Genomic DNA, 20478 nt, shown 5'->3' on the forward strand with positions numbered 1-20478 from the left:
CTCGTCAGAAGCGCAGCCGCACCCCGGCGCCGCCGGTCCACTGCAGGCGCCCCTTGCCGACGGCGATGCTGTCGAGCTTGCGCTTGGACTTGACCGCCTGGACCAGCAGGCCGACGCCGACGCCGGTCATGATGAAGCCGAACAGGCCGATCCAGTAGCCGCCGGCGACCAGCGCGCCGCTCGGCTTCTTCTCCTCCATCATGGGCTGGTTTCCCGCCGCGTTCCAGGCCTGCGCCTCCTCGTACGCCTCCTTGCGCTGGACGTGGACGACGATCATCGCCACGCCGCCGCCGAGGCCCCCGAGACCCAACGTCAGCACCCCCGCGCCGTACCCGAGCTGCCGCTTGTAGGCGCCGGCGATCCGCGCGCGCCGCCGGCCGAGCTCGTCGATCCGTTGATCGACCACCAGCTGCTCGTCCGGCGACCCGTGCGGCCGGAACGCCTGGTACTCGCTGACGGCGGTGGCGAGCTTGCCCTGCGCCTCGGCCAGCACGGCCAGGTTGTAGTGCATCGGCCGCCAGTTCGGCGCGTAGAAGGCGACGCGGCGGAACTCCTCCTCCGCGTCGACGTAGTTGCCCTTATTAAAATGGTCGACGGCCTTGGCCGCGTGCTTCTGGGCCTGAGGGTTCAGCTCCTCCGACGTCTCCGCGGTCGACGGCGCCGGCCCCTCCGGCTCGGCCGCGCGGACCGTCGCCGGCAGCGCCAGCGACGCCGCGCACGCGCCCGCCACGAGCGCGCGACCGAAGCGTCGACATGTCCTGAGGAACATGCCTGAAGGCGTTCTCGCTCCGGAGGCGCGCAGGGCGGTCTGCAAGCCGGCTTCCCTCTGCATCATGTCCTGCACGCCATGTCCCGAAGGTCAGAAGCGGAGCGTGACCCCGGCCCCGCCGTTCCACTTGAGGCGAGTTTTGCCCAAATTGATGCCGTCGAGCTGCCGCTTCGACTTGACGGCGTTGCGCAGCGGGATGATCGAGTACGCGGTCAACAGGAGCCCGAAGATCGCCAGATAGACGCCGCCGTAGAGCATTCCGGTTCGGCGCTTGGTCAATGAAGCGGCCTCCGCACGGAATTCGGCCGCTTCCGTCTGATAAACGGGATTCATGGTCGTGTTGTACAGGCTATCGGCCTGGTCAGCAGCGTCGCTGTATTCCTCAGCCCGGTTGCTGTTGCGAACCATGATGGCGAACAGCGCCGCCGCCCCGCCGATGCTGCCGAGCCCGAGCGTCATCGTCGTCGCGCTCAGCGCGATCTGCCGCTTGTACGCCCCCGAGATCTTCATCTTCCGCCGCCCCAGCTCATCGAGCCGCTGATCGACGACCAGCTGCTCGTCGGGCGACCCGTGCGGCCGGAACTCCTTGTACTCGCTGACGGCCGTCCCGAGCTTCCCCTGCGCCTCCGCGAGCACCGCCAATTGAAATGCAACGGCCGCCAGTTCGGCGCGAAGAAGGCCACCCGGCGGAACTCCTCCTCCGCGTCGACGTAGTTGCCCTTATTAAAATGGTCGACGGCCTTGGCCGCGTGCTTCTGGGCCTGAGGGTTCAGCTCCTCCGACGTCTCCCCAGTCAACGGCGCCGGCCCCTCCGGCTCGGCCGCGCGGACCGTCGCCGGCAGCGCCAGCGACGCCGCGCACGCGCCCGCCACGAGCGCGCGACCGAAGCGTCGACATGTCCTGAGGAACATGCCTGAAGGCGTTCTCGCTCCGGAGGCGCGCAGGGCGGTCTGCAAGCCGGCTTCCCTCTGCATCATGTCCTGCACGCCATGTCCCGAAGGTCAGAAGCGGAGCGTGACCCCGGCCCCGCCGTTCCACTTGAGGCGAGTTTTGCCCAAATTGATGCCGTCGAGCTGCCGCTTCGACTTGACGGCGTTGCGCAGCGGGATGATCGAGTACGCGGTCAACAGGAGCCCGAAGATCGCCAGATAGACGCCGCCGTAGAGCATTCCGGTTCGGCGCTTGGTCAATGAAGCGGCCTCCGCACGGAATTCGGCCGCTTCCGTCTGATAAACGGGATTCATGGTCGTGTTGTACAGGCTATCGGCCTGGTCAGCAGCGTCGCTGTATTCCTCAGCCCGGTTGCTGTTGCGAACCATGATGGCGAACAGCGCCGCCGCCCCGCCGATGCTGCCGAGCCCGAGCGTCATCGTCGTCGCGCTCAGCGCGATCTGCCGCTTGTACGCCCCCGAGATCTTCATCTTCCGCCGCCCCAGCTCATCGAGCCGCTGATCGACGACCAGCTGCTCGTCGGGCGACCCGTGCGGCCGGAACTCCTTGTACTCGCTGACGGCCGTCCCGAGCTTCCCCTGCGCCTCCGCGAGCACCGCCAATTGAAATGCAACGGCCGCCAGTTCGGCGCGAAGAAGGCCACCCGGCGGAACTCCTCCTCCGCGTCGACGTAGTTGCCCTTATTAAAATGGTCGACGGCCTTGGCCGCGTGCTTCTGGGCCTGAGGGTTCAGCTCCTCCGACGTCTCCCCAGTCAACGGCGCCGGCCCCTCCGGCTCGGCCGCGCGGACCGTCGCCGGTAGCGCCAGCGACGCCGCGCACGCGCCCGCCACGAGCGCGCGACCGAAGCGTCGACATGTCCTGAGGAACATGCCTGAAGGCGTTCTCGCTCCGGAGGCGCGCAGGGCGGTCTGCAAGCCGGCTTCCCTCTGCATCATGTCCTGCACGCCATGTCCCGAAGGTCAGAAGCGGAGCGTAACCCCGGCCCCGCCGTTCCACTTGAGGCGAGTTTTTCCGAGGTTGATGCCGTCGAGCTGCCGCTTCGACTTGATGGCGTTGCGCAGCGGGATGATCGAGTACGCCGTCAACAAGAGCCCGAAGATCGCCAGGTAGACGCCGCCGTAGAGCATTCCGGTCCGGCGCTTGGTCAGGTCGGTTGCCTCCGCCCGAAAATCGTCCGCCTGTTGCTGCAATGCAGTCTGGTAGTCGGGGCTGCTCTCATAGTCTGGGATCATCGCCTCGGCTTGATCGGCCGCGTTGCTGTATTCCTCAGCCCGGTTGCTGTTGCGAACCATGATCGCGAACAACGCCGCCGCCCCGCCGATGCTGCCGAGCCCGAGCGTCATCGTCGTCGCGCTCAGCGCGATCTGCCGCTTGTACGCCCCCGAGATCTTCATCTTCCGCCGCCCCAGCTCATCGAGCCGCTGATCGACGACCAGCTGCTCGTCGGGCGACCCGTGCGGCCGGAACTCCTTGTACTCGCTGACGGCCGTCCCGAGCTTCCCCTGCGCCTCCGCGAGCACCGCCAAATTGAAATGCAACGGCCGCCAGTTCGGCGCGAAGAAGGCCACCCGGCGGAACTCCTCCTCCGAGTCGACGAACGCCCCATTATTAAAATGTTCGATCGCCTTGGCCGCGTGCTTTTGCGCCTGCGAATTCAGCTCCTCCGAGGTCTCGGCCGTCGACGGCTGCGGCCCTTCCGGCTCCGTCGCCATCGCCACCGACGGCATCGCCAGCGTCGTCGCGCAGATCGTCGCCACCGCCGCGCGGCCCAGCTTGCGTCCTGTCTCGCGGAACATGTCCTTTTGTACCTGCAGCAGCAGCATCACTCGCCATCCTTCGGCACGATCTCGTACGACTTCGTCACCCGCGACCAGCGGGAGATGGGCACCTGGGACAGCGCCTTCTCGAGCTTTTCGGCGTAGGCCAGGCCTTCGCCCGCGTCCATCGCCGCCGGCTTGAAGCGGTCGAAGTCTTCGCGGTGCGTGAACGCGTAGACCACCAGGGTCTCGCGGGCGGCCGTCTTCGGATCGCGGAGCTCGGCCTTGAGCCCCTTTTCGTCGGGGCTCGGCAGCACCACGTTGCTCTTGCCCTTCACCGTCGGCAGGGGCACCGAGTCGCTCGGGTACAGCACCCCGCCGACGCCCGTCTCTTCGAGCACGATGGCGATCAGGTACGCCGTCTCGTTGGCGGAGAACTCGAACGAGACCCGCTCGCCGTCGACCAGCTTCTCCGGCATCTTCACCCAGAAGTCGAACTGCTTCTGCTGCGCCGCGCGGTCGTAGCTGAACGCATAGGCCTGCGGGTCGCCCCACTCCATGCTGTCGAGCGCCTCGGTCGCCGCCTCGCGGCCGCCCTCGACGCCGATCCCGCCCTTGCCCACGCGGCCCTTCGCCGCGCCTTCGGCCGCGCGGACCAGCTTGCGGAAGCCCGAGCCGACGCGGACCGACTTCACGATCACCTCGCCGCACGGCCCCTCGGTGTCGGCGGTCAGCGTCTTGACGTTCTGGATCTCGTACTCCGCCTCGACCGAGCGGCCGTAGCGGGCCTCGAGCTTCAGCATGTCCTTGTAGCCGCCGGCGAACGCGGTGAGGTCGCCGAGGCCCACGCGGTACTTCTTCTTGTAGCTCGACGACGACTCCTTGACGCGCACCTCGCAGCCGGGCGCGCGCTCGTCGGCGATCGTCCACGCCCCCGCGGAGGTCACCCGCACCTGGCGGCCGAGCAGGTTCTCGGCGTCACCGGTCGGCTCGAGCAGGAAGTGGGTGTCGGACGAGAACCCGCCGATCTTCTCGGCCACGTCGCCGTCGGCCTTGGGCGCGGCGAGGAAGCCCTGCTTCGTACATGCCCCGAGGGACATGACCCAAAGTACAGTCACGGTCAGCAGCGCGGCGCGGCTCATCGCGAGTACCCCCAGGAGACGATGAACTCGTCGGCGGCGCTGAGCTTCTTGCCCAGCGTCAGGTGCGGCGTCTGCTCGCGGTTGGCCTTCTTGGCCTCGCGCTTGACGCGGGGCCCGATCCACTCCGCCAGCTCCTTGAGCGAGATCTGGCCGTCGCCGTTGATGTCGCCCTGGCCGCTGCCGATCGCCTCGATCAGGTACTTTGAAAACAGCCCGCCGGAGCCGTCGGCGGCGGGCCCGGAGATCTCGGCGCCCGACGAGGCCGACAGCATCGCCACGCGGGTCTGCGGCTTCACGTCCTCGACGCGCACCAGCGGACGTGTCCCCGGGGCCAGGACCGAACGGCCGCCGGCGCCGGAGAAGCACGAGTCGGCCAGCGCCAGCACGTCCTTCGCCTTCGTCTTCTCGAGGTCGCCCAGCACCTCGGTCATCGGGATCGCCGTGTCCTTCAGGTACTGCGGGTCGCCGTCGAACGGCACGATGTAGCTGACCCCGGACGTCGGCTCGGGCGCCCCGTGGCCGCTGAAGTAGAAGTACACGCGGCCGCCGCTCGGCACGTTGGCCTGCAGCCAGCGCATCTGCTTGGCGATGTCGGTCCGGCTGGCGCGGTCGTCGAGCAGCAGCTTGATGTTGTCCTCGGGCACGCCGAGGGTGACCCGGGCCAGCTCGGCGAACTTCTCGGCGTCCGAGCGGGCGCCGCCTGCGGGCGTCACGTCGCGGTACTTCTCGATGCCGACGATCAGCGCGTACGCGGTCGGCTGGGGCGACGCCGACACCATCGCGCCGCCGCTCGCCTTGCCGCCGCCGCCGCCACCGCCGCCGTTCCGCTGGCTGGGCGAGTCGGCGGTCGACCGCCAGTCGGAGCCGCCCGAGCCGCGGTCGTCGCGATAGTCGTTGCTTGCGACCTGCGCCTCGCCGCCGCCGGAGCCCATCGCACCGGCGTCGACGCGCAGTTCGGACGGGATGATGAGCGGGGGGAGCTCGTCGATCGGGGTGGCGGTGGCGATCTGCTGTTGTTTGCAGGCCGGCGTCAGGAGCAGCGCGGCGAGGGGTAAAACGATGCGACGCGACACGGGGAGTATCCATATCCGTGCGCCGCTGCTACAGTCAACGAGCCCCCCGGATGATCGAAGTCGTCGATCTCACCAAATCCTTCCCGATCTCGCGCCAGCAACGGCGCGAGCTGGCAGCCGCGGGGTCTCCCGCTCCCGGCGAGACTCCGGCCACCGCTCCTGGAGCCGCGAACGCGTCGAGCCTCCAGGCGGTCGCCGGGGCCAGCTTTCGCTGCTCGCCGGGACGCGTATTCGCGCTCCTCGGGCCGAACGGCGCCGGCAAGACCACGGTCTTGCGCATGATCGCCACCCTGCTCCGCCCGGACGGCGGGCGGATCTCGATCGCGGGCGTCGACGCCCTCGCCGACCCCGTCGCCGCCCGCCGCAAGCTCGGCTTCCTCACCGGCTCGACCAAGCTTTACGAGCGCCTGACCGCCGAGGAGAACGTGCGTTACGCCGCCGACCTGCACGGCGTCGGGGCGGCCGACTACAAGCGGCGGCGCGACGCCCTGTTCGGCGCGCTCGGCATCGACGCCTACGCCGGCCGGCGCGCGGGGCAGCTGTCGACCGGCATGAAGCAGAAGGTCGCGATCGCCCGCACCATCATCCACGACCCCGAGGTGGTGGTGTTCGACGAGGCCACCTCCGGCCTCGACGTCATCGCCGCGCGGGCGATCATCCAGCTCATCCAGGACTGCCGCGCCCAGGGCAAGACGGTCCTGTTCTCGACCCACATCATGAGCGAGGTGACGATGCTGGCCGACGACCTGGCGGTGTTCCACCGCGGCCGCGTCCTGGCGATGGGCGGCCTCGAGGAGGTCCTGGCCCGCGCCGTCGACGAGCGCGGCCAGCGGCGCACGCTCGAGGACGAATTCGTGCGGCTCATCGACGCCGCCGAGGGGGTGCGGACATGAGCTCGCCGGCCTGGGTCGTCTTCCGCAAGGAGCTGCGCGACACCCTCCGCGACCGCCGCACGCTGGTGGCGATGGTCGTCGTGCCGCTGCTGCTGTTCCCGCTGCTGATGGTGGGGATGGCCAAGTTCTCGCAGTCGCGGGCCGCCGAGGCGCGCGACAAGACGCTCGCGGTCGCCGTCGCCGACGCCGAGGCGAGCTCCGGCCTGGCCGACTACCTGCGCCATGAGCCAGGTCTGGAGATCTCCGAGGTCCAGGACGTCACCGCCCTGCCCGAGCGCGTCCGCACCGAGGAGCTCGACGCGGCGATCGTCGTCCCCGCCGGCTACGGCGCCGCCCTGGCCGCGCACCAGCCGGCGCCGCTGCAGCTCTTGCACAAGTCGAGCGACGACTTCGACATCCCGCGCACGCGGCTCGAGCAGGCGCTCGGGCGCTTCGAGCAGAAGCTGCTCGACGAGCGCCTGCGCGGCCTTGGCATCGAGCCGCGCTCGATCGACCCGCTCGACATCCAGCGCACCGACGTCGTCAGCTCACGCGAGCTGTTCGGCAAGCTGCTCGGCGGCCTCCTGCCGTACATGTTCATCATCTTCTGCTTCACCGGCGGCATGTACCCGGCCATCGACCTGGCCGCCGGCGAGAAGGAGCGCGGCACGCTCGAGACCCTGCTGTCGTCGCCGGCCAGCCGCCTGCAGATCGCCTTCGGCAAGTTCGCGGTCGTCACCCTCACCGGCTTCACCTCGGCGCTGCTGGCCACCGTCGGCATGTACGTCAGCGTCCAGAGCGTCACCGGCATCCCCGCGCCGGTGCTCGCGGCCGTCCAGAGCGTCCTCGCGCCCGGCACCATCGCCCTGGTGCTGGCGCTGCTGCTGCCGCTCAGCGTGTTCTTCGCCGCGATCCTGCTGATGCTGTCGCTCTACGCCCGCTCCTACAAGGAGGCGATGAGCGTCATCAGCCCGCTGATGATCGTCGTCGTCGTCCCGGCTGCGATCGCCCTGGCCCCTGGCGTGCGCCTCGGCCTCGGCACCGCCCTGGTGCCGGTCCTCAACGTCTCGCTGGCGACCCGCGAGATCATCGCCGGCACCGCCGACCCGCTGCACCTCGCGCTGGTGTTCGCCTCGCTGCTGCTGCTGGCGGCCGGCGGCATGGCGGCGTGCGCCCGCTGGTTCTCTCGCGAGGACATCGTATTCCGCTCGTGAGGCGCACGAAGGAGATCCCCGTGCCCGCATGGGCGGGGGATTCGTCGTTGTAAGGCCTGCGCGAACGGCAGTGCGCGGGCCCTGAGCGGGTCGGTCCGTGTATGCACATAGAGGCTCGGGGGCGAGGCTGCCGGCGGCTCCGTTCGCTGCGGCCGCGACGTTCGCGCGGCGCAATCGTGGCATATACGAAGAACCCCCAGTCGTGAAAGGTGCGTCTTGAGGCGGAGAGGTCCGGGCTGCCCCCCGCTGGGCCGACCGTCATGGGCGCCGGAATGCGCATGAGACCGCTGCGAATGGTGCCTGTCGCCCCCCGAATGGTGATTTGGCGAGACACATCAATGGCGCGAGACTACGGACATATGTCCGCCGGACAATTGCCCACTCATGCCATTCTCCCACGCTGGAGCAACCTTCGTTCACATCACGCCAATGTTGCAGGCATGCGGCTGCGCGGTCGACTCTATGCATATGTAAGACACGGCGCCCGGCGCTGACCGCGAAAAACCATTTCCTGGCGTACTCGCCGCCGTGGTAGTGTGGCTGGGTGAATGGGAGGGGCGTTATGAAGGACTCGAATCGCGTAATCCTGGTGGCTTCGATGCTGTGTGTCGGGGTGTCGTGTTATGACGGCACCGACGACGACGCCGATGCGGTGAGCGCGCGCGAGCTGGAGTACAACGCCCCGGTGCTCAACGGGCCGGTCCTGCAGGGCCCGGTGCTCAACGGTCAGGTCCTCCAGGGCATCATCCTCAACGGCCCGGTGCTGCAGGGCCCGGTGCTGCAGGGCCCCGTGCTGCAGGGCCCCGTGCTGCAGGGCCCCGTGCTGCAGGGTATCAAGCTGAACGGCCCCGTCCTCCAGGGCCCCGTCCTTCAGGGCCTCACCCTCAACGGCACCCTGTTCTACGGCAAACTCCTCAAGAACGGCGCCCAGATCCCCGTCAGCGGCCTGGACTTCATCGGTTCGGAGTGGAGCCTCCACGTCGGCACCGTCATCGACGGCGTCGACCACTACGAGGATTACGTCCTGCGCTTCAACAACATCTACCAGTCGGCGGAGCAGGCCGACGTGTACCTCTACGATATCGTCCACCGGCCCAAGAACGGCGGCCCGTGGAAGTCGCTGTGCGTCGACGAGAACAACCTGCCGGTCCCGGCCGTGCCGCTGCGCAACTACTGGAACCTCGAGACCGGCGATCGCGTCGACGACGACAACGTCATCACCTTCGCCTGCAAGAACGCGGTGCTGGCCAAGTGTACCCTGTGGGGCTACCGCCCGTGGGCGTCCGCGACCCGCTGCAAGGACTACGAGAAGAAGAAGAAGTGCGGGCCGATGTCCCTGGTCGATTACCACCAGGCCTGTACTCGCATGGCCCGCGCCGACTACTGCGGCAACGGCGAGCCGTGGACGATCAACGGCAACGCGATCGACCTGTGGGACCACCTGTCGCCGCAGATCGAGTCGCCGACCACTGATTGGTTCATCGAGGCCGAGTGGACCCCGGACGGCGCCTACTGCCTCAACGACATCCGCATGCAGTCGCTCAAGGCGGAGGGCCACTACCCGGCCTGCTTCCTCGACAAGAAGGGCAAGCCGAAGACCATCAACGACTGCGGCTCGCTGAAGAACCACCGCGCCCTCATCACCAGCACCTTCAACAAGCAAGAGAGCGACGACGACGACGACGACGATGACGACGACGACGACGACGATTGCGGCAAGGGCCACGGCAAGGGCTACCACGATCACGACGATTGATCATACCCGCCTCTGAGCCCGCACCCGGCCGTCGCTGGCGACGCGCCGGGTGTCGTCATTCGTGAATCACCACAGGCGCGGGCACGCCGACCCGGCGCTCACGACGCGCGCCTGGGCCCGGTAGCGCATCGGCGTCGTCCCCGCCCAGTGCTGAAACGCGCGCGTGAACGAGTTCAGCTCCTCGAAGCCGAGCAGGAACGCGACCTGGCTGGCGTCGAGGTCGGTGCGCGTGAGCAGCCGCCGCGCCGCCTGGTCGCGCACCTCGTCGAGCAGCCGCTGATAGCTGGTGCCAGCCTCCTCCAGGCGCCGCTGCAGCGTGCGTGAGCTGACCCGCAGGTCGCGGGCGACCTTGTCGACCGAGGGCCGCTCGCCGCACATGCGCCGGCACAGCGCCAGCCGCACGTCGTCGGCCAGGGTGCGCCGGCGGTCCTGCGCCGCCAGCTCGGCGTCGAGGCCCGGCAGCAGCAGGGCCAGCAGGTCGGCGTTGTGGGTGACGAACGGCTCGGCGAGCGCGGCCGCCGGCAGCACCAGCAGGTCGACCGGCGCGTCGAATTGGACCGCACAGCCGAAGTGTCGCGTCAGCAACGCCGCGTCGGCGCGCCGGCGCGTCAGCTCGACCCGCAGCGGCGTCACCGGCTTGTTCGCGCCGCGCCGCAGCATCGCCAGCACCGACGCGAACGTGGCGTCGACGAGGAACCGCGGCGGGTCGCCCTCCGCCAGCAGCCAGTGGAACCGCACCCGCGCCTCGCCCTCGACCTCGCGGACGGTCACCTCCTCGGGGCACACCAGCCGCTTGTACTTGCCGAGCTTGGCCAGCGCCTCGCCGACGCTGGCCGAGTGCAGCGCCGTCAGCGAGGCGATGTCGAACTTCTGCGGCATCGCCTCGGCCCCGAGCCGCAGCCCGAGCTCGCGCGAGCCGGCCAGCGCCTCGATCGCCTGCCACAGCGCGAAGAACTCGGCGGTGGTGAGGTGCCCGCGCGGCGGCCCGAGCATCGCCGGGCTGACGCCGGCGTGGGCGAGGATCTGCGCGACGTCGAGGCCGAGCGCGCCCAGCCGCTCGAGCATCACGCCAGGGACGGGGACCAGGTCCGCCATCGATCCCATTATGACACGGCCGAGAGCATCTTCGCCACCGGCGTATCGGCGAAGGGCGGCAGCCCGTCGAAGTCGGTCGAGCCGCCGAGCGCGGCCCACCGCTCGTCCTCCGCCGCGCGCTGCGTCGCCACCATTTTGGCCAGGAACTGCGCGTCGGTGCCGAGGAGCAGCCGCAGCGGCGGATCCGTCAGATCGGCGAGCTGCACGACGACCCGCCCGCCGCGCGCCGGATCGCCGCGCGAGCCGTCCTGGCCCTGGCGCACGCGCTCGTTGAAGGCGCCGACGGTCTGGCGATAGTCGTCGTGGATCGGGTCGGAGCGCATCGACGAGCCGGCCCAGTCGGTGCGGAAGCCGCCCGGCTCGACGATCGTCACGCGGACGCCGAGCGGGCGCACCTCGGCGTGCAGCACCTCGGAGAAGCCCTCGAGCGCCCACTTGGCCGATTGATAGGACCCGAGCCCGGGGCTGCCCCTGCGCCCGCCGATCGACGACACCTGAATGATGTGGCCCGACCGCTGCGCCCGCAGCACCGGCAGGGCGGCCCGGGTCACATGGAACGCGCCGAAGAAGTTGGTCTCGAACTGGGCGCGGAAGTCGGCCTCGCTCACGTCCTCGATCGAGCTGACGTTGGCGTAACCGGCGTTGTTGACGACGACGTCGAGCCGCCCGAACGCCTCGACCGCCGCCGCGACCGCGCGCCGCGCCGCGCCCGGGTCGGTGACGTCGAGCGCGACCGCGCGGGCCCGCTCGGGGTGCGCTTCGACCAGAGCGCGCAGCTGTTCGGGCTGCCGCGCGGTGGCGACGACGCGGTGCCCCGCCGCCAGCGCGGCCTTGACGATCTCGGACCCGAGCCCGCGCGAACTTCCGGTGATGAGCCAGACCTTGGACATTTTCTCTCAGCCTTTCGGAGCCGGCGTTCGGCTCACGAAGGCAGGATGCGCCCGGCCGGCCGGGCGCGAAAATCCGATCGCGCCAGAACTTTATCCGATCGCGCCACCCGGCCAGAGCGGCGAATTTCGCCGGGAATCAACGTTCCGACGGCTTTCGGGGACGGGCGCGCCCCGCCGGCGGCCCTTGGACCGGGCGCAAGCAGACATGTCCCAAAGGCCATATCGCCGCGCTCGTCCAGCAGCATCAGGCGACGCTGCTCCGCGGCCTCGAATCATCTTCGCGAAGACCAAGCCGATGCCGCGGGCCCCGAAGCGCCGCGAGGCCTCGAAAGGACATGTCCCGAAGACCAGGCCGATGCCGCGGGCCCCCAGGCGCCCGCGGGACCTCACCATGACATGTCCCGAAGACCAGGCCTATGCCCCCGGCCACGACGCGCCTCGCGGCATCGATATGTCCCGAAGACCAGGCCGATGCTGCGAAATCCGAAGCGCCCTCGCGGCCTCGCCACGTCCCGAAGACCATGTCGATGCCACGGGACCCGAAGCGCCCTCGCGGCCTCGCCATGTCCCGAAGACCATGCCGATGCCACAGGCCCCGAAGCGCCCTCGCGGCCGCGCCATGTCCCCAAGACCATACCCGTGAGCAGCACGGCTCCCGAGATGCCTGCTACCCGCGGCTTCGCGCTCGCCGCCCGCGAGGTCCCCTGGTCCCCGTGACTCCGCTCGCAGCTGGCCCGAAGACCAGGTCTCCCCCGAGGAGCTGCCCGCCCCGCGGCTTCACGCCGGCGCGCACAGGTGCTCGGCCAGGACCGCGACCGGCTGCTCCCACATCGTCTCGTAGGCCACGCTGAGCAGCTCGCGCGAGCGGCGGCCGCGGCCGTACGCGGCGCGCAGGCGGGCGAAGTAGGCCCCAAGCCCGCGGACCCCGTCGCGGCGGACGCGGAGCGCGGTCGAGAACACCAGCACCAGCGCCGCCGACGGCAGCCCGAGGTTGCCGAGCACGAACGCCTGCAGCTCCATCTCGCCGAGCTCGTCGGTGGCGTAGCCGGTGATCACGTGGAACAGGTCGTGCGTCTCGCGGTAGCGCTTGCCCAGGTAGTCGAGGTCGTTCTCGACCGGGAACGCGGTGACGAACGGCTCGATGCCGTTGGCCTGGAAGTAGCGCACGAACTCGCGCCCGAGCGTGCCCGCGGGCAGCCGCGCCAGCGCCTCGAGGTCGAGCTCGCGCCCCTGCAGGGTCGGCCGCTCGGCCAGGAGCCGGCGCCCGGCCTCGCTGCCGCGCCAGGCCCGGGCCAGCCCGCGGTACACGTCGCTGTCCATGCACACGTTGAGCAGCGGCCCGTAGATCGGGTGCCCGGCGTCGTGCTTGAGCACGTTCAGCGCCCGCAGGCCGAGGCGGATCCGCGTCGCCAGGGACGCCCCCTCCGGCACGCTCGGGATCGCGGCGGGCTCCTGCGGGCGCGCGGACGGCTGCTGCATGTCTTTGGCGTAGCAGAAGTGGACAGTGGTGTCCATTTATGGATCGGCATACAGTCCCGCCGTGGCCGCCGACGCCCAGGACGACTCCCCCGCCGCCGCGACGCCCGCGACAACCGCGAGCGCCTGGTCGCCGCCGCCCGCGAGGTGTTCGCCGAGTCCGGCTTCGACGTCCCGCTCGACGCGATCGCCCGCCGCGCCGGCGTCGGCCGGGCCACGCTCTACCGCAACTTCCCCGACCGCTACGCCCTCGGCTCGGCGATCTTCGAACACAACCTCGCCGCCCTCGAGGCGCTCGCCCGCGCGCACGCCGGCCGCGCCGACGCCTTCACGACCCTGCTATCGGCCACCATCGAGCAACAGATCGCCAGCCACGCCCTGGTCCCCGCGCTGATGACCGGGCCCACCGCCCCGGACCTCGAGGCGCTGCGGCGACGCATGATCCGCCTGCTCGCCGCCCCGCTGCGCCAGGCCCAGGCGGCCGGGCAGATCCGGCGCGACCTGGTCGCCGGCGACGTGCTCTCCGTGATCGCCATGGTCTCCGCCGTGGTGATCCACGCCCCCTCCGTCGCCGCCCGCCGCCGCCGCGCCACCCGGGCCCTCCAGCTCGTCTTCGACGGCCTGATCCCGCGCGCCTGAGCGCTGCCGGCAAAATGTCCGCTGGGACATGTCCGCAAGGACATTCCCTTTCATCGCCCTTGACTCTCACCGACGCCCTCGTGGCCGAGTCCGCCACCGGCGACGGAGGTGCGTCCCTTCGTATGTCTCCAAGAACATGTCCGAATCGCCATGCGACGCATCGCCTGAAAAACAGCCCGCGAGCTCCTCGCCCGCCGCACGACGCCTACCGCACGAGCTCGGCCGCCGAGGCCCGGCCGCTGCGGCAACAGTCCCGGCAGGGCGGCCAGCGCGGCGTCGTTGATGACGCAGGCGCCCCGTGAGCCGCCGCCGCGGACTCGACGCTCGAACGCTCACCGCGCCCGTCGAGCCGGCGCCGCCAGCCAGCCCGCGAGCTCCTCGGCCACCGCCGCGAACTCGAACGCCCTGGCGTTCACCCCCAGCTGGATCATCGCCCCCATCACGAACGACGTCACCACGCGCCCGCCGGCCCGCGGATCGAGGTCCTGCCGCAGCTCGCCGCGGGCCACGCCGTCGCGCAGCAGCGCCTCGACCATCCCGGCCCAGAAGTCGTGCAGCGAGCGGAAGGCCGTCCGCGCCGCGCGGTCGCGCTGGCCTCGCAACACCAGCTTCAGCATCACGCGCCCGAGCTGCGGGTCGTCGCCGAAGACCTCGCCCGCGGCCGCCAGGTGGGCCGCCACCCCGTCGCCTCGCGCCCGGGCACCTGCGGCGACGAACCGCTCGCGCACGTGGGCGATCACCGCGACCACCAGATCTTCCTTGCTGCCGAAGTGGTAGTGCAGCGTGGCGATGTTGACCCCCGCCCGCGCCGCGACCTCGCGCGTGCGCAGGCCCTCGAGCCCGCGGTCGCCGATCGTCGCATAGGCCGCCGCGAGCAACGCCGCCCGCCGCTCGTCCGCCCCGGGTCGCGGCCGCCGCGAGCCCGCGTCACCGTCCTCGCCGACCCGCGCGTTCGAGCCGGCCCGAGCGCCCGTGCTCGCCCCTCGCCCGCGCTCGCCCCCCGCCCGCACGACGCGGTCACCGGCCCCCTTGGCCCGTCGGACCTCGTCCACCTCCCCGACCCGCCGCTTCTTCGGCCCGTCCGCCTCAGCCCGTCGAACCTCGTCGGCCGAGCCCGCGGGCGGCTTCTTCGGCCTGCCTGCCTTCGCCCGCTGGCCCTCGCCGACCCCGGCCGCAGGCGGTTTCTTCGGCCCGCCCGCCTTCGCCCGCTGCGCCTCGCCGGCCCCGGCCGCGAGCCGTCTCTTCGGCCCGCCCGCCTTCGCCCGCACCTCGCCCGCCGCGGCTGCTTCGCCGGCTCGCCGCGGCCTCGGCCCACTCGCCGTGACGCCCCGCTTCCCGGCCGCTTCGCCCTGCCTCGCCCGCGCCATCTCGCCGCTCGACGGTAGGCGCGGGCGCGCTCGCGGTCAAGCGACTTGACCGCCCTGCCGGACCGGCGTAGACGTCCAATCATCTGATTCAATCATCCGATTGAAATCCCAGGAGGACCCCATGCTGACAGCCTTGCGCAACCGGACGATCGCCGCCGCCTTCACCGCCTGGACCGCCGCCGTGCGCGCCCGCCGGGTGCTCGCCAGCCTCGGGCGACCGCGCCTGCGCCTGCTCGATCACGTCACGATCCCGGTGACCGACCTCGCGGCAGCCCGCCGCTTCTACTGCGACGTGCTCGGCGGCGTCTTCCTCATGGAGGTCGACGCCGCCGCCCTGGCCCGGTTCGGCCGCCCGCCCGCGCCCGACGACGGCGACGGCACCTTCCACGTCTCGCTCTACCTCGGCGGCGCCACCCGCGTCGACCTGTTCCTCCAGCGCGACGGCCAGCGCGCCCGCTGCGCGGCCACCCGCACCACGCCTTCCGCGTGGCCCCGCGCGACCTGCCGCGCTTCCAGGCCCGCCTCCACGCCCACGGCGTGCCGACCGATGGCCCGCTGCAGCTCGGCTTCCCCGGCCAGGCCTCGCTCTACTTCAACGATCCGGCCGGCAACCTGCTCGAGCTGACCTGCACCGGCTACTCGCGGCCGATCCCGGTGCGCCCGCCCGACCTGTCCGGCCTCGCCTGGACCCCGTGACCCGGCGGCTCTCCGCGCAAGACGCCGGCATCACGCCGAACGCCGGCGAGGTCTGGCGAATGTCCCGAAAGACATGCCCTCGGAGACATCCCGCTCGAGCCGCGCTCGCAGGCCTCGTTCTTCTGAATGTCCCCGAAGGACATGTGCTCCGAAGAAGACATGTCCCGAGAGACATGTCTCCACCTCGAGCAACCATCTCACCGCTTCTTGAGCCCGCGATATTTAAAGCCGATCGTCAGCTCCTCGTCGAGCGCCAGCAACTTTTCAAAATGGACCTCGCGGCCCTGGAGCGGCAGGCTGACCGGCACCGGCATCGCCCCGTCGCCGAGCGACCCGCCGGGGGCCGCCTGGTTCTGCGCCGCCTCGGCCATCTGCGGCGTCGCCGTCTGCACGTAGTTCATGTCCTCCGCCGGGATCGGGTTCGACAGGTAGCGGACCTTGCGGAGGTTGCCGTCGATCGACCAGCGCTTCACCTTCGCGTCGTCGGGCGCGTACACCGTCCACGCCACGTACGTGCACGGCGCGTCGGCGCGGGGCAGCGTCGCGGCGAACTGCCCGCGGCCGTTGTCGGACGGCGGCGCCCCGTTCTCGACGTACACGATCTCCACCTCGAACGCCGCCAGCTTCCCGCCCGCCGCCTGCGAGCGGACCAGCGGGATCATCACCCGCTTGTCGGCCGCCAGCGCCGGCTGGACCGCGCGCCCGCCGACCGACGCGCTCCACAGCTCGCCGCCCTTCGGCAGGGCCAGGCGCAGGAACTGGCGCCGGTTGTTGCGGATCCGGTACTTCACCGACGTGAGGCGCCGGCCCTCGCGGGTCCACATCGTGCGCGCCCGCGTCTCGTCGAGCAGCGTCACCAGCACGTCGGCGTCGACGTGCTGCCACGCGCTCAGCGGGATGCTCACGTCGGTCCCGAGGTACTTGTAGCCGAGCAGCACCGGCTGCCCGGTGATGCCGAGGATCGCCGCCGGCAGCGCGCGCACGTCGACCGGCGTCGCGCCCTTCACGTCGCCGGCGTCGACCTCGAGGTTGCCGCGCGACTCGACCCCGACGAACCCGCGCGCGCTCGACCCCGACCGGCACCGGCACCGGCGCGGCCACGTCCTTGATGTCGCCGCGCACCACCTTCTCCATCTCGATGCGCAGCGAGTAGGCGCCCTTGGCCGCGTAGTTGAGCTGCACGCCGAGGTTGCCCTCGCCGTCGACCTTCCACTCGCGCACGCCGGCGCCCACGACATCGAGCACCGTCATGTCCTTGGGCACCTTCAGCGCCAGCTTGTCGACCCCGGTGAACAGGATCGTGTACTGCGCGGTCGTGGTCGCCCGCATCAGCCCCTCGCCGAGGCTGACCAGCGTGTAGACCTCGCTCAGCACCCGGCTGGCCTGCTGCGCCGCCTTCGGCAGCTCGCGCTGCCACTTGACCTCGAGCGCCCCCGTCGACGGCAGCACCGCCTCCACCACCCGCTTCTCGCCGACCACCTTGTCCGACTGCAGCTTGGCCCCCGCGACCGTGAAGTCGAGGTCCTCGCGGGCCGGCACCGACAGCACCGCCGACGTCGCCCCCGCCGGCGACAGCTGGAACGACACCCCCGACGAGCCCTCGGCCGTCGTCACCGCCGCCGCGAACGTCACGTCGAGCGTCAGCGCCCCGCGCTGCTGCGTCACCAGCACGTAGTGCCCGTCCTCGATGACCACCGCCGCCTCGGTGTTGCCGATCTTCGCCGACTCGAGCGCCACCGTCGCCGGCAAGAACGGCACCTTGGCGAAGCCCTTGGCCCGCAGCACCTCGACCCTGAACCTGGCCTTGAAGACAGCCGCGTACGGCTCGCCGTCCTTGAGCTGGACCTCGCCCTCGTAGCGGGCCGACGACAGCGCGTAGTCGAGCGGCGCCGTCGTCTCCTCGGCCCGCGTCTTCTCGTACAGCTTGAGGAACTCGTCGAGCTTCATCACCACCCGCTCGGGGTCGTCGGGCGCGGCCGCGGCGGTGACGGGCGACAGGGACAACAGGGTGACGAGGGCGATCGCTGCGCTGCGCATGACTGGTTTCATTCCTTGGCGATGAGCGGCTCCTTCGCCGAGATCTCGACCGCGTACGCGGCCCCGGCGGGGAGCAGGAGTCTTTGATAACGGACGGCCTCGCCGACCGCGGGCACGACCACCGACAGCGCCGAGGCGTGGACCTCGGGGGTCGGCATGCCGGTCGCGTCGGAGCTGTCCTTTCGGGCATCTGGCTCGCCGCGCGAGCGCTCGGCCTTGTACTTGGCGCCCGGCGCCCGGCCCGCGCGGCGCGCCGCGAGCCGACCGCCGAGCCGCCGCTGCACGGCCACGACCTCGACGGCCGCCGCGGCCTGCAGCACTCGCGGCTCCTCCGGCGGCGGCGGCGGGCCGGCCGTCCCCGCCACGACGTCGACCACGGCGGTGAAGTCGCGCGAGTTCTGCGCGTCGACGGGCCCGGGCGTGGTCGCCTCCGGCGCCTTCGCCACCGCCTCGCCGCCGAGCGCCGGCGCGTCCGCGACCCCGCTGTCCGCCGCCGAAACGCCGTCGACCGCGATCTCCTTGTCGACCTTCGCCACGTCGGTCGGCTTCGCGACCTCGTCGGCGGCGGGTACTTTCTGCACCGTCTGCTCCGGCAGCCCCGCGCTGCCGGTCGGCGTCATCATCGACCCCTCCAGCGCGTCGTCGTCGAAGTCGTAGACCGAGACCCCGCTCGACTTCACCGCGCCGCCGATCTTCTTCTTCGGCCGCTTGCGCCGGACCTCCGTCGACTTGGTCTGGACCTGGCGGTACTCCTCGACCAGCGCCGCGTTGGTCATCTTCTGATCGACCACCTCGGTCTGCTCGAGCTGCGCCAGCTTGTCGCCGACGGCGATCGCCTGCTGGTAGCTCGAGGCCGAGGCCGCGTAGTCGCCGCGCGCCCGCTCGTCCTCGGCCTTCTTCTTCAGCTCGGCCTGCGCCTGCACGTCCGCGTACGCGCGCGCCTTGGCCTGCTCCCGCACGCGACGCTGAAGGGACATGTCCTGAGAGACAGCCGCCTTCCCCGCCACCACGTCGAGGTTGCTCTGCAGGCGGGCGATGTTCTCGTTCTTGGCCCCCATCCCGCGCAGCGCGTCGAGCTTGTCCTGGGCCGCGCGGAAGTCGTTGCGCATCCACGCCTGGACCGCGTCCTGGAACACCATGTCGGCCTGCGCCGCCCCGACCTCGCCGACCCCGAGCCCGTACGTGATGCCCTCGCCGCGGGTGAACGCCGCCACCACGTCGCCGTCGCCGGCGCGCTTGCGCGAGCGATAGCCGGGCGGCAGGTGCAGCGTCAGCCGCGACACCGCGATCGGGGCGTCGAGCGTCGGCAGCCGCAGCTCGCGGGTCTCGCGGCGCCGCCACTCGCTCGCCTCGCCGAGCAGGATCACCTCGACCGGGAACGACAGCAGCCCCGTCACCGTCTCGACCGAGCGCAACAGCGGCACGATCCAGCTGCCGTCCTTGGCCCGGGCCGGCGCCGCGGTCTGACCGCCCACGCGCACCCCGATCACCTTGAAGCCGGCCGGCGGCGTCAGCCGCAGGTGCGCCGCCCGCTCGTTGCGGACCTCGTAGTGCGCCCGCACCAGCGCCCGGCCCTCGCGGCTGGTGGCGATCGTGTACGCCGCGACGTCGACCACCACCGGCGGCCCCTCGAGCGGCACGAAGCGCAGCAGGCTCAGGCTGCCCGCCCCGGCCTCGCCCTGCTGCACCAGCGCGGTCGTGGCTGTCCCTTCGACCAGGCCCTGCGCCCACCCCGGCAGCGCCGCCGAGGCCACGTAGCTCCAGCCCGGCGCCTCGGGCACCGCCTCGACCTCGCCGTCGCGCGCCAGCTGCAGCGCGACCTCGCTGTGGAACACGTCGACCGGCGCGACCTTCGGCAGGCTCACCCGCGACTCGGCCGCCTTGCCGATCGCCTGCGACCAGCGCAGCTCGAGCTCGACGCGGTCGCGCACCGGCGCCTGCAGCTTGACGCGCACGCGGTCGCCCTCGCGCGTAAACCCGCGGACGTTGGCGCCGACGACGTCGAGGTCCGCGCCGAGCCCCGCGGTCTCGAGCGCGAGCGTCGACACCTCGCCCTGCCGCACCTCCCACACCGCGCGGGCCCGGCCGCGCAGCTCGGCGTCGCCGACGGTCACGCCGATCCCGACCTTTGCAACCACCACCGGCGGGCGATCGGCGGCCGGCGCCGGCGGGGTCACGAACGACAGCGCCACCTCTCGCGCCCCGCTCCACTGCTTCTCGCGCACCGCCAGCGCCGCCTCGCCGTCGACCCGCAGCGCCGGCGCCAGCCCCGACGGCGCGGCGGCCTCGATCGTCCCGCGCACCGCCGGCAGCAGCTTCAGCGCCACCGCCTCGCGCGTCGGGTCGCCGGGCACGAACGCCTCGACCGTCAGCTCCACGCTGCCCGCCACCTTGCCCGTCACCGTCATCGCGCCCGCGGCGTCGACCTTCAGCGTCGCCGGGGCCGCGCCCCAGCGCGCCGACACCACCCGCAGCGCCGGCGCGTCGGCGAACAGCTCGCCGCTGAACCAACCTGTCCCGAAGGACTTGATCGTCCAGCGCCCGCGCAGCTGCAGCCCGCCCTCGACTGGCTGAAAGGACAGCTCGCGCCGTGCGACCCACGGCGCCGGCGCGGCGGCCTCGACCGGCGGCTTCGTCCATTCACGGTAGCGCTCGCCGGCGATCTCCGCCGACCCCGAGGGCGGGGCCACCAGTGCGAGCACGAGCGCGAGCAACACGACGCGGCGACGCTACCCCGGGGCC

General features: G+C 71.2%; 19 protein-coding genes and 1 pseudogene. 8 read left to right on the forward strand and 12 right to left on the reverse strand.

The genetic code is table 11. The annotated features are described in order from the left end of the window. Positions 1-4 precede the first annotated feature (4 nt). The 6 genes from OV079_RS25600 to OV079_RS25625 form a co-directional block, all read right to left on the reverse strand. On the reverse strand, positions 5-769 hold the full coding sequence (locus tag OV079_RS25600) for a hypothetical protein (RefSeq protein ID WP_267771509.1): 765 nt from the start codon (positions 767-769) through the stop codon (positions 5-7). Between the two features lie 90 nt (positions 770-859). Then, complete coding sequence (locus tag OV079_RS25605; protein WP_267771510.1) at positions 860-1411, reverse strand: hypothetical protein; 552 nt, start codon at positions 1409-1411, stop codon at positions 860-862. A gap of 359 nt (positions 1412-1770) precedes the next feature. Further along, a complete protein-coding gene (locus OV079_RS25610) occupies positions 1771-2322 on the reverse strand; it encodes a hypothetical protein (RefSeq protein ID WP_267771510.1) in 552 nt (183 codons plus the stop codon). Between the two features lie 359 nt (positions 2323-2681). Then, positions 2682-3545, reverse strand: a complete 864-nt coding sequence (locus OV079_RS25615) for a hypothetical protein (protein ID WP_267771512.1) — start codon at positions 3543-3545, stop codon at positions 2682-2684. Further along, positions 3545-4621 (reverse strand): hypothetical protein, encoded by a 1077-nt coding sequence (locus tag OV079_RS25620; RefSeq protein ID WP_267771513.1) that lies wholly within the window; start codon positions 4619-4621, stop codon positions 3545-3547. The genes OV079_RS25615 and OV079_RS25620 overlap by 1 nt, the downstream gene beginning before the upstream one ends. Further along, a complete protein-coding gene (locus OV079_RS25625) occupies positions 4618-5694 on the reverse strand; it encodes a caspase family protein (protein WP_267771515.1) in 1077 nt (358 codons plus the stop codon). The genes OV079_RS25620 and OV079_RS25625 overlap by 4 nt, the downstream gene beginning before the upstream one ends. A 50-nt stretch (positions 5695-5744) precedes the next feature. On the opposite strand from OV079_RS25625, the gene OV079_RS25630 reads away from it, so the two are divergent. The 3 genes from OV079_RS25630 (at position 5745) to OV079_RS25640 (ending at position 9536) form a co-directional block, all read left to right on the forward strand. Next, positions 5745-6587 carry an ABC transporter ATP-binding protein gene (locus tag OV079_RS25630; protein ID WP_267771517.1) on the forward strand — a complete coding sequence of 281 codons (843 nt, stop codon included), beginning with the start codon at positions 5745-5747 and terminating at the stop codon, positions 6585-6587. Continuing rightward, positions 6584-7780 (forward strand): ABC transporter permease, encoded by a 1197-nt coding sequence (locus tag OV079_RS25635; protein WP_267771518.1) that lies wholly within the window; start codon positions 6584-6586, stop codon positions 7778-7780. Before OV079_RS25630 ends, OV079_RS25635 begins: the two co-directional genes overlap by 4 nt. A 598-nt stretch (positions 7781-8378) precedes the next feature. Beyond that, positions 8379-9536 (forward strand): ADYC domain-containing protein, encoded by a 1158-nt coding sequence (locus tag OV079_RS25640; RefSeq protein WP_267771520.1) that lies wholly within the window; start codon positions 8379-8381, stop codon positions 9534-9536. Positions 9537-9602: 66 nt separating this feature from the next. Here OV079_RS25640 and OV079_RS25645 read toward each other — a convergent pair whose 3' ends face one another. The 3 genes from OV079_RS25645 to OV079_RS25655 all read right to left on the reverse strand — a co-directional run bounded on the left by OV079_RS25645 (position 9603) and on the right by OV079_RS25655 (position 13000). Further along, on the reverse strand, positions 9603-10631 hold the full coding sequence (locus OV079_RS25645) for an AraC family transcriptional regulator (protein ID WP_267771522.1): 1029 nt from the start codon (positions 10629-10631) through the stop codon (positions 9603-9605). A gap of 8 nt (positions 10632-10639) precedes the next feature. Beyond that, on the reverse strand, positions 10640-11521 hold the full coding sequence (locus tag OV079_RS25650; protein WP_267771524.1) for an oxidoreductase: 882 nt from the start codon (positions 11519-11521) through the stop codon (positions 10640-10642). Positions 11522-12298: 777 nt separating this feature from the next. Then, on the reverse strand, positions 12299-13000 hold the full coding sequence (locus OV079_RS25655; protein WP_267771526.1) for a Coq4 family protein: 702 nt from the start codon (positions 12998-13000) through the stop codon (positions 12299-12301). Positions 13001-13018: 18 nt separating this feature from the next. On the opposite strand from OV079_RS25655, the gene OV079_RS25660 reads away from it, so the two are divergent. After that, positions 13019-13636, forward strand: coding sequence for a TetR/AcrR family transcriptional regulator (locus OV079_RS25660; RefSeq protein ID WP_267771527.1), 618 nt, complete (start codon positions 13019-13021; stop codon positions 13634-13636). A 332-nt stretch (positions 13637-13968) separates the two neighbouring features. On the opposite strand, the gene OV079_RS25665 is transcribed toward OV079_RS25660, so the two are convergent. After that, entirely contained in the window at positions 13969-14688 is a 720-nt protein-coding gene (locus OV079_RS25665) for a TetR/AcrR family transcriptional regulator (protein ID WP_267771529.1), read from the reverse strand. 436 nt (positions 14689-15124) lie between these two features. On the opposite strand from OV079_RS25665, the pseudogene OV079_RS58565 reads away from it, so the two are divergent. Then, positions 15125-15358 (forward strand): annotated as a pseudogene (locus tag OV079_RS58565) (VOC family protein); the annotation flags it as partial. A gap of 131 nt (positions 15359-15489) precedes the next feature. Next, a complete protein-coding gene (locus tag OV079_RS58570; protein ID WP_420829424.1) occupies positions 15490-15699 on the forward strand; it encodes a VOC family protein in 210 nt (69 codons plus the stop codon). Between the two features lie 197 nt (positions 15700-15896). Here OV079_RS58570 and OV079_RS25675 read toward each other — a convergent pair whose 3' ends face one another. Further along, a complete protein-coding gene (locus OV079_RS25675) occupies positions 15897-16706 on the reverse strand; it encodes a hypothetical protein (RefSeq protein WP_267771533.1) in 810 nt (269 codons plus the stop codon). A 410-nt stretch (positions 16707-17116) separates the two neighbouring features. On the opposite strand from OV079_RS25675, the gene OV079_RS25680 reads away from it, so the two are divergent. Together OV079_RS25680 and OV079_RS25685 are read left to right on the forward strand one after the other, a co-directional pair. Further along, complete coding sequence (locus OV079_RS25680; RefSeq protein ID WP_267771534.1) at positions 17117-17374, forward strand: hypothetical protein; 258 nt, start codon at positions 17117-17119, stop codon at positions 17372-17374. A 12-nt stretch (positions 17375-17386) separates the two neighbouring features. Then, entirely contained in the window at positions 17387-17557 is a 171-nt protein-coding gene (locus tag OV079_RS25685) for a hypothetical protein (protein WP_267771535.1), read from the forward strand. Positions 17558-17744: 187 nt separating this feature from the next. Here the strand turns inward: OV079_RS25685 and OV079_RS25690 are convergent, their stop codons facing one another. Next, on the reverse strand, positions 17745-20453 hold the full coding sequence (locus tag OV079_RS25690; RefSeq protein ID WP_267771537.1) for a hypothetical protein: 2709 nt from the start codon (positions 20451-20453) through the stop codon (positions 17745-17747). Positions 20454-20478 lie beyond the last annotated feature (25 nt).

This window comes from Nannocystis pusilla (genome assembly GCF_026626665.1).
Classification (GTDB): Bacteria; Myxococcota_A; Polyangia; order Nannocystales; family Nannocystaceae; genus Nannocystis; species Nannocystis pusilla.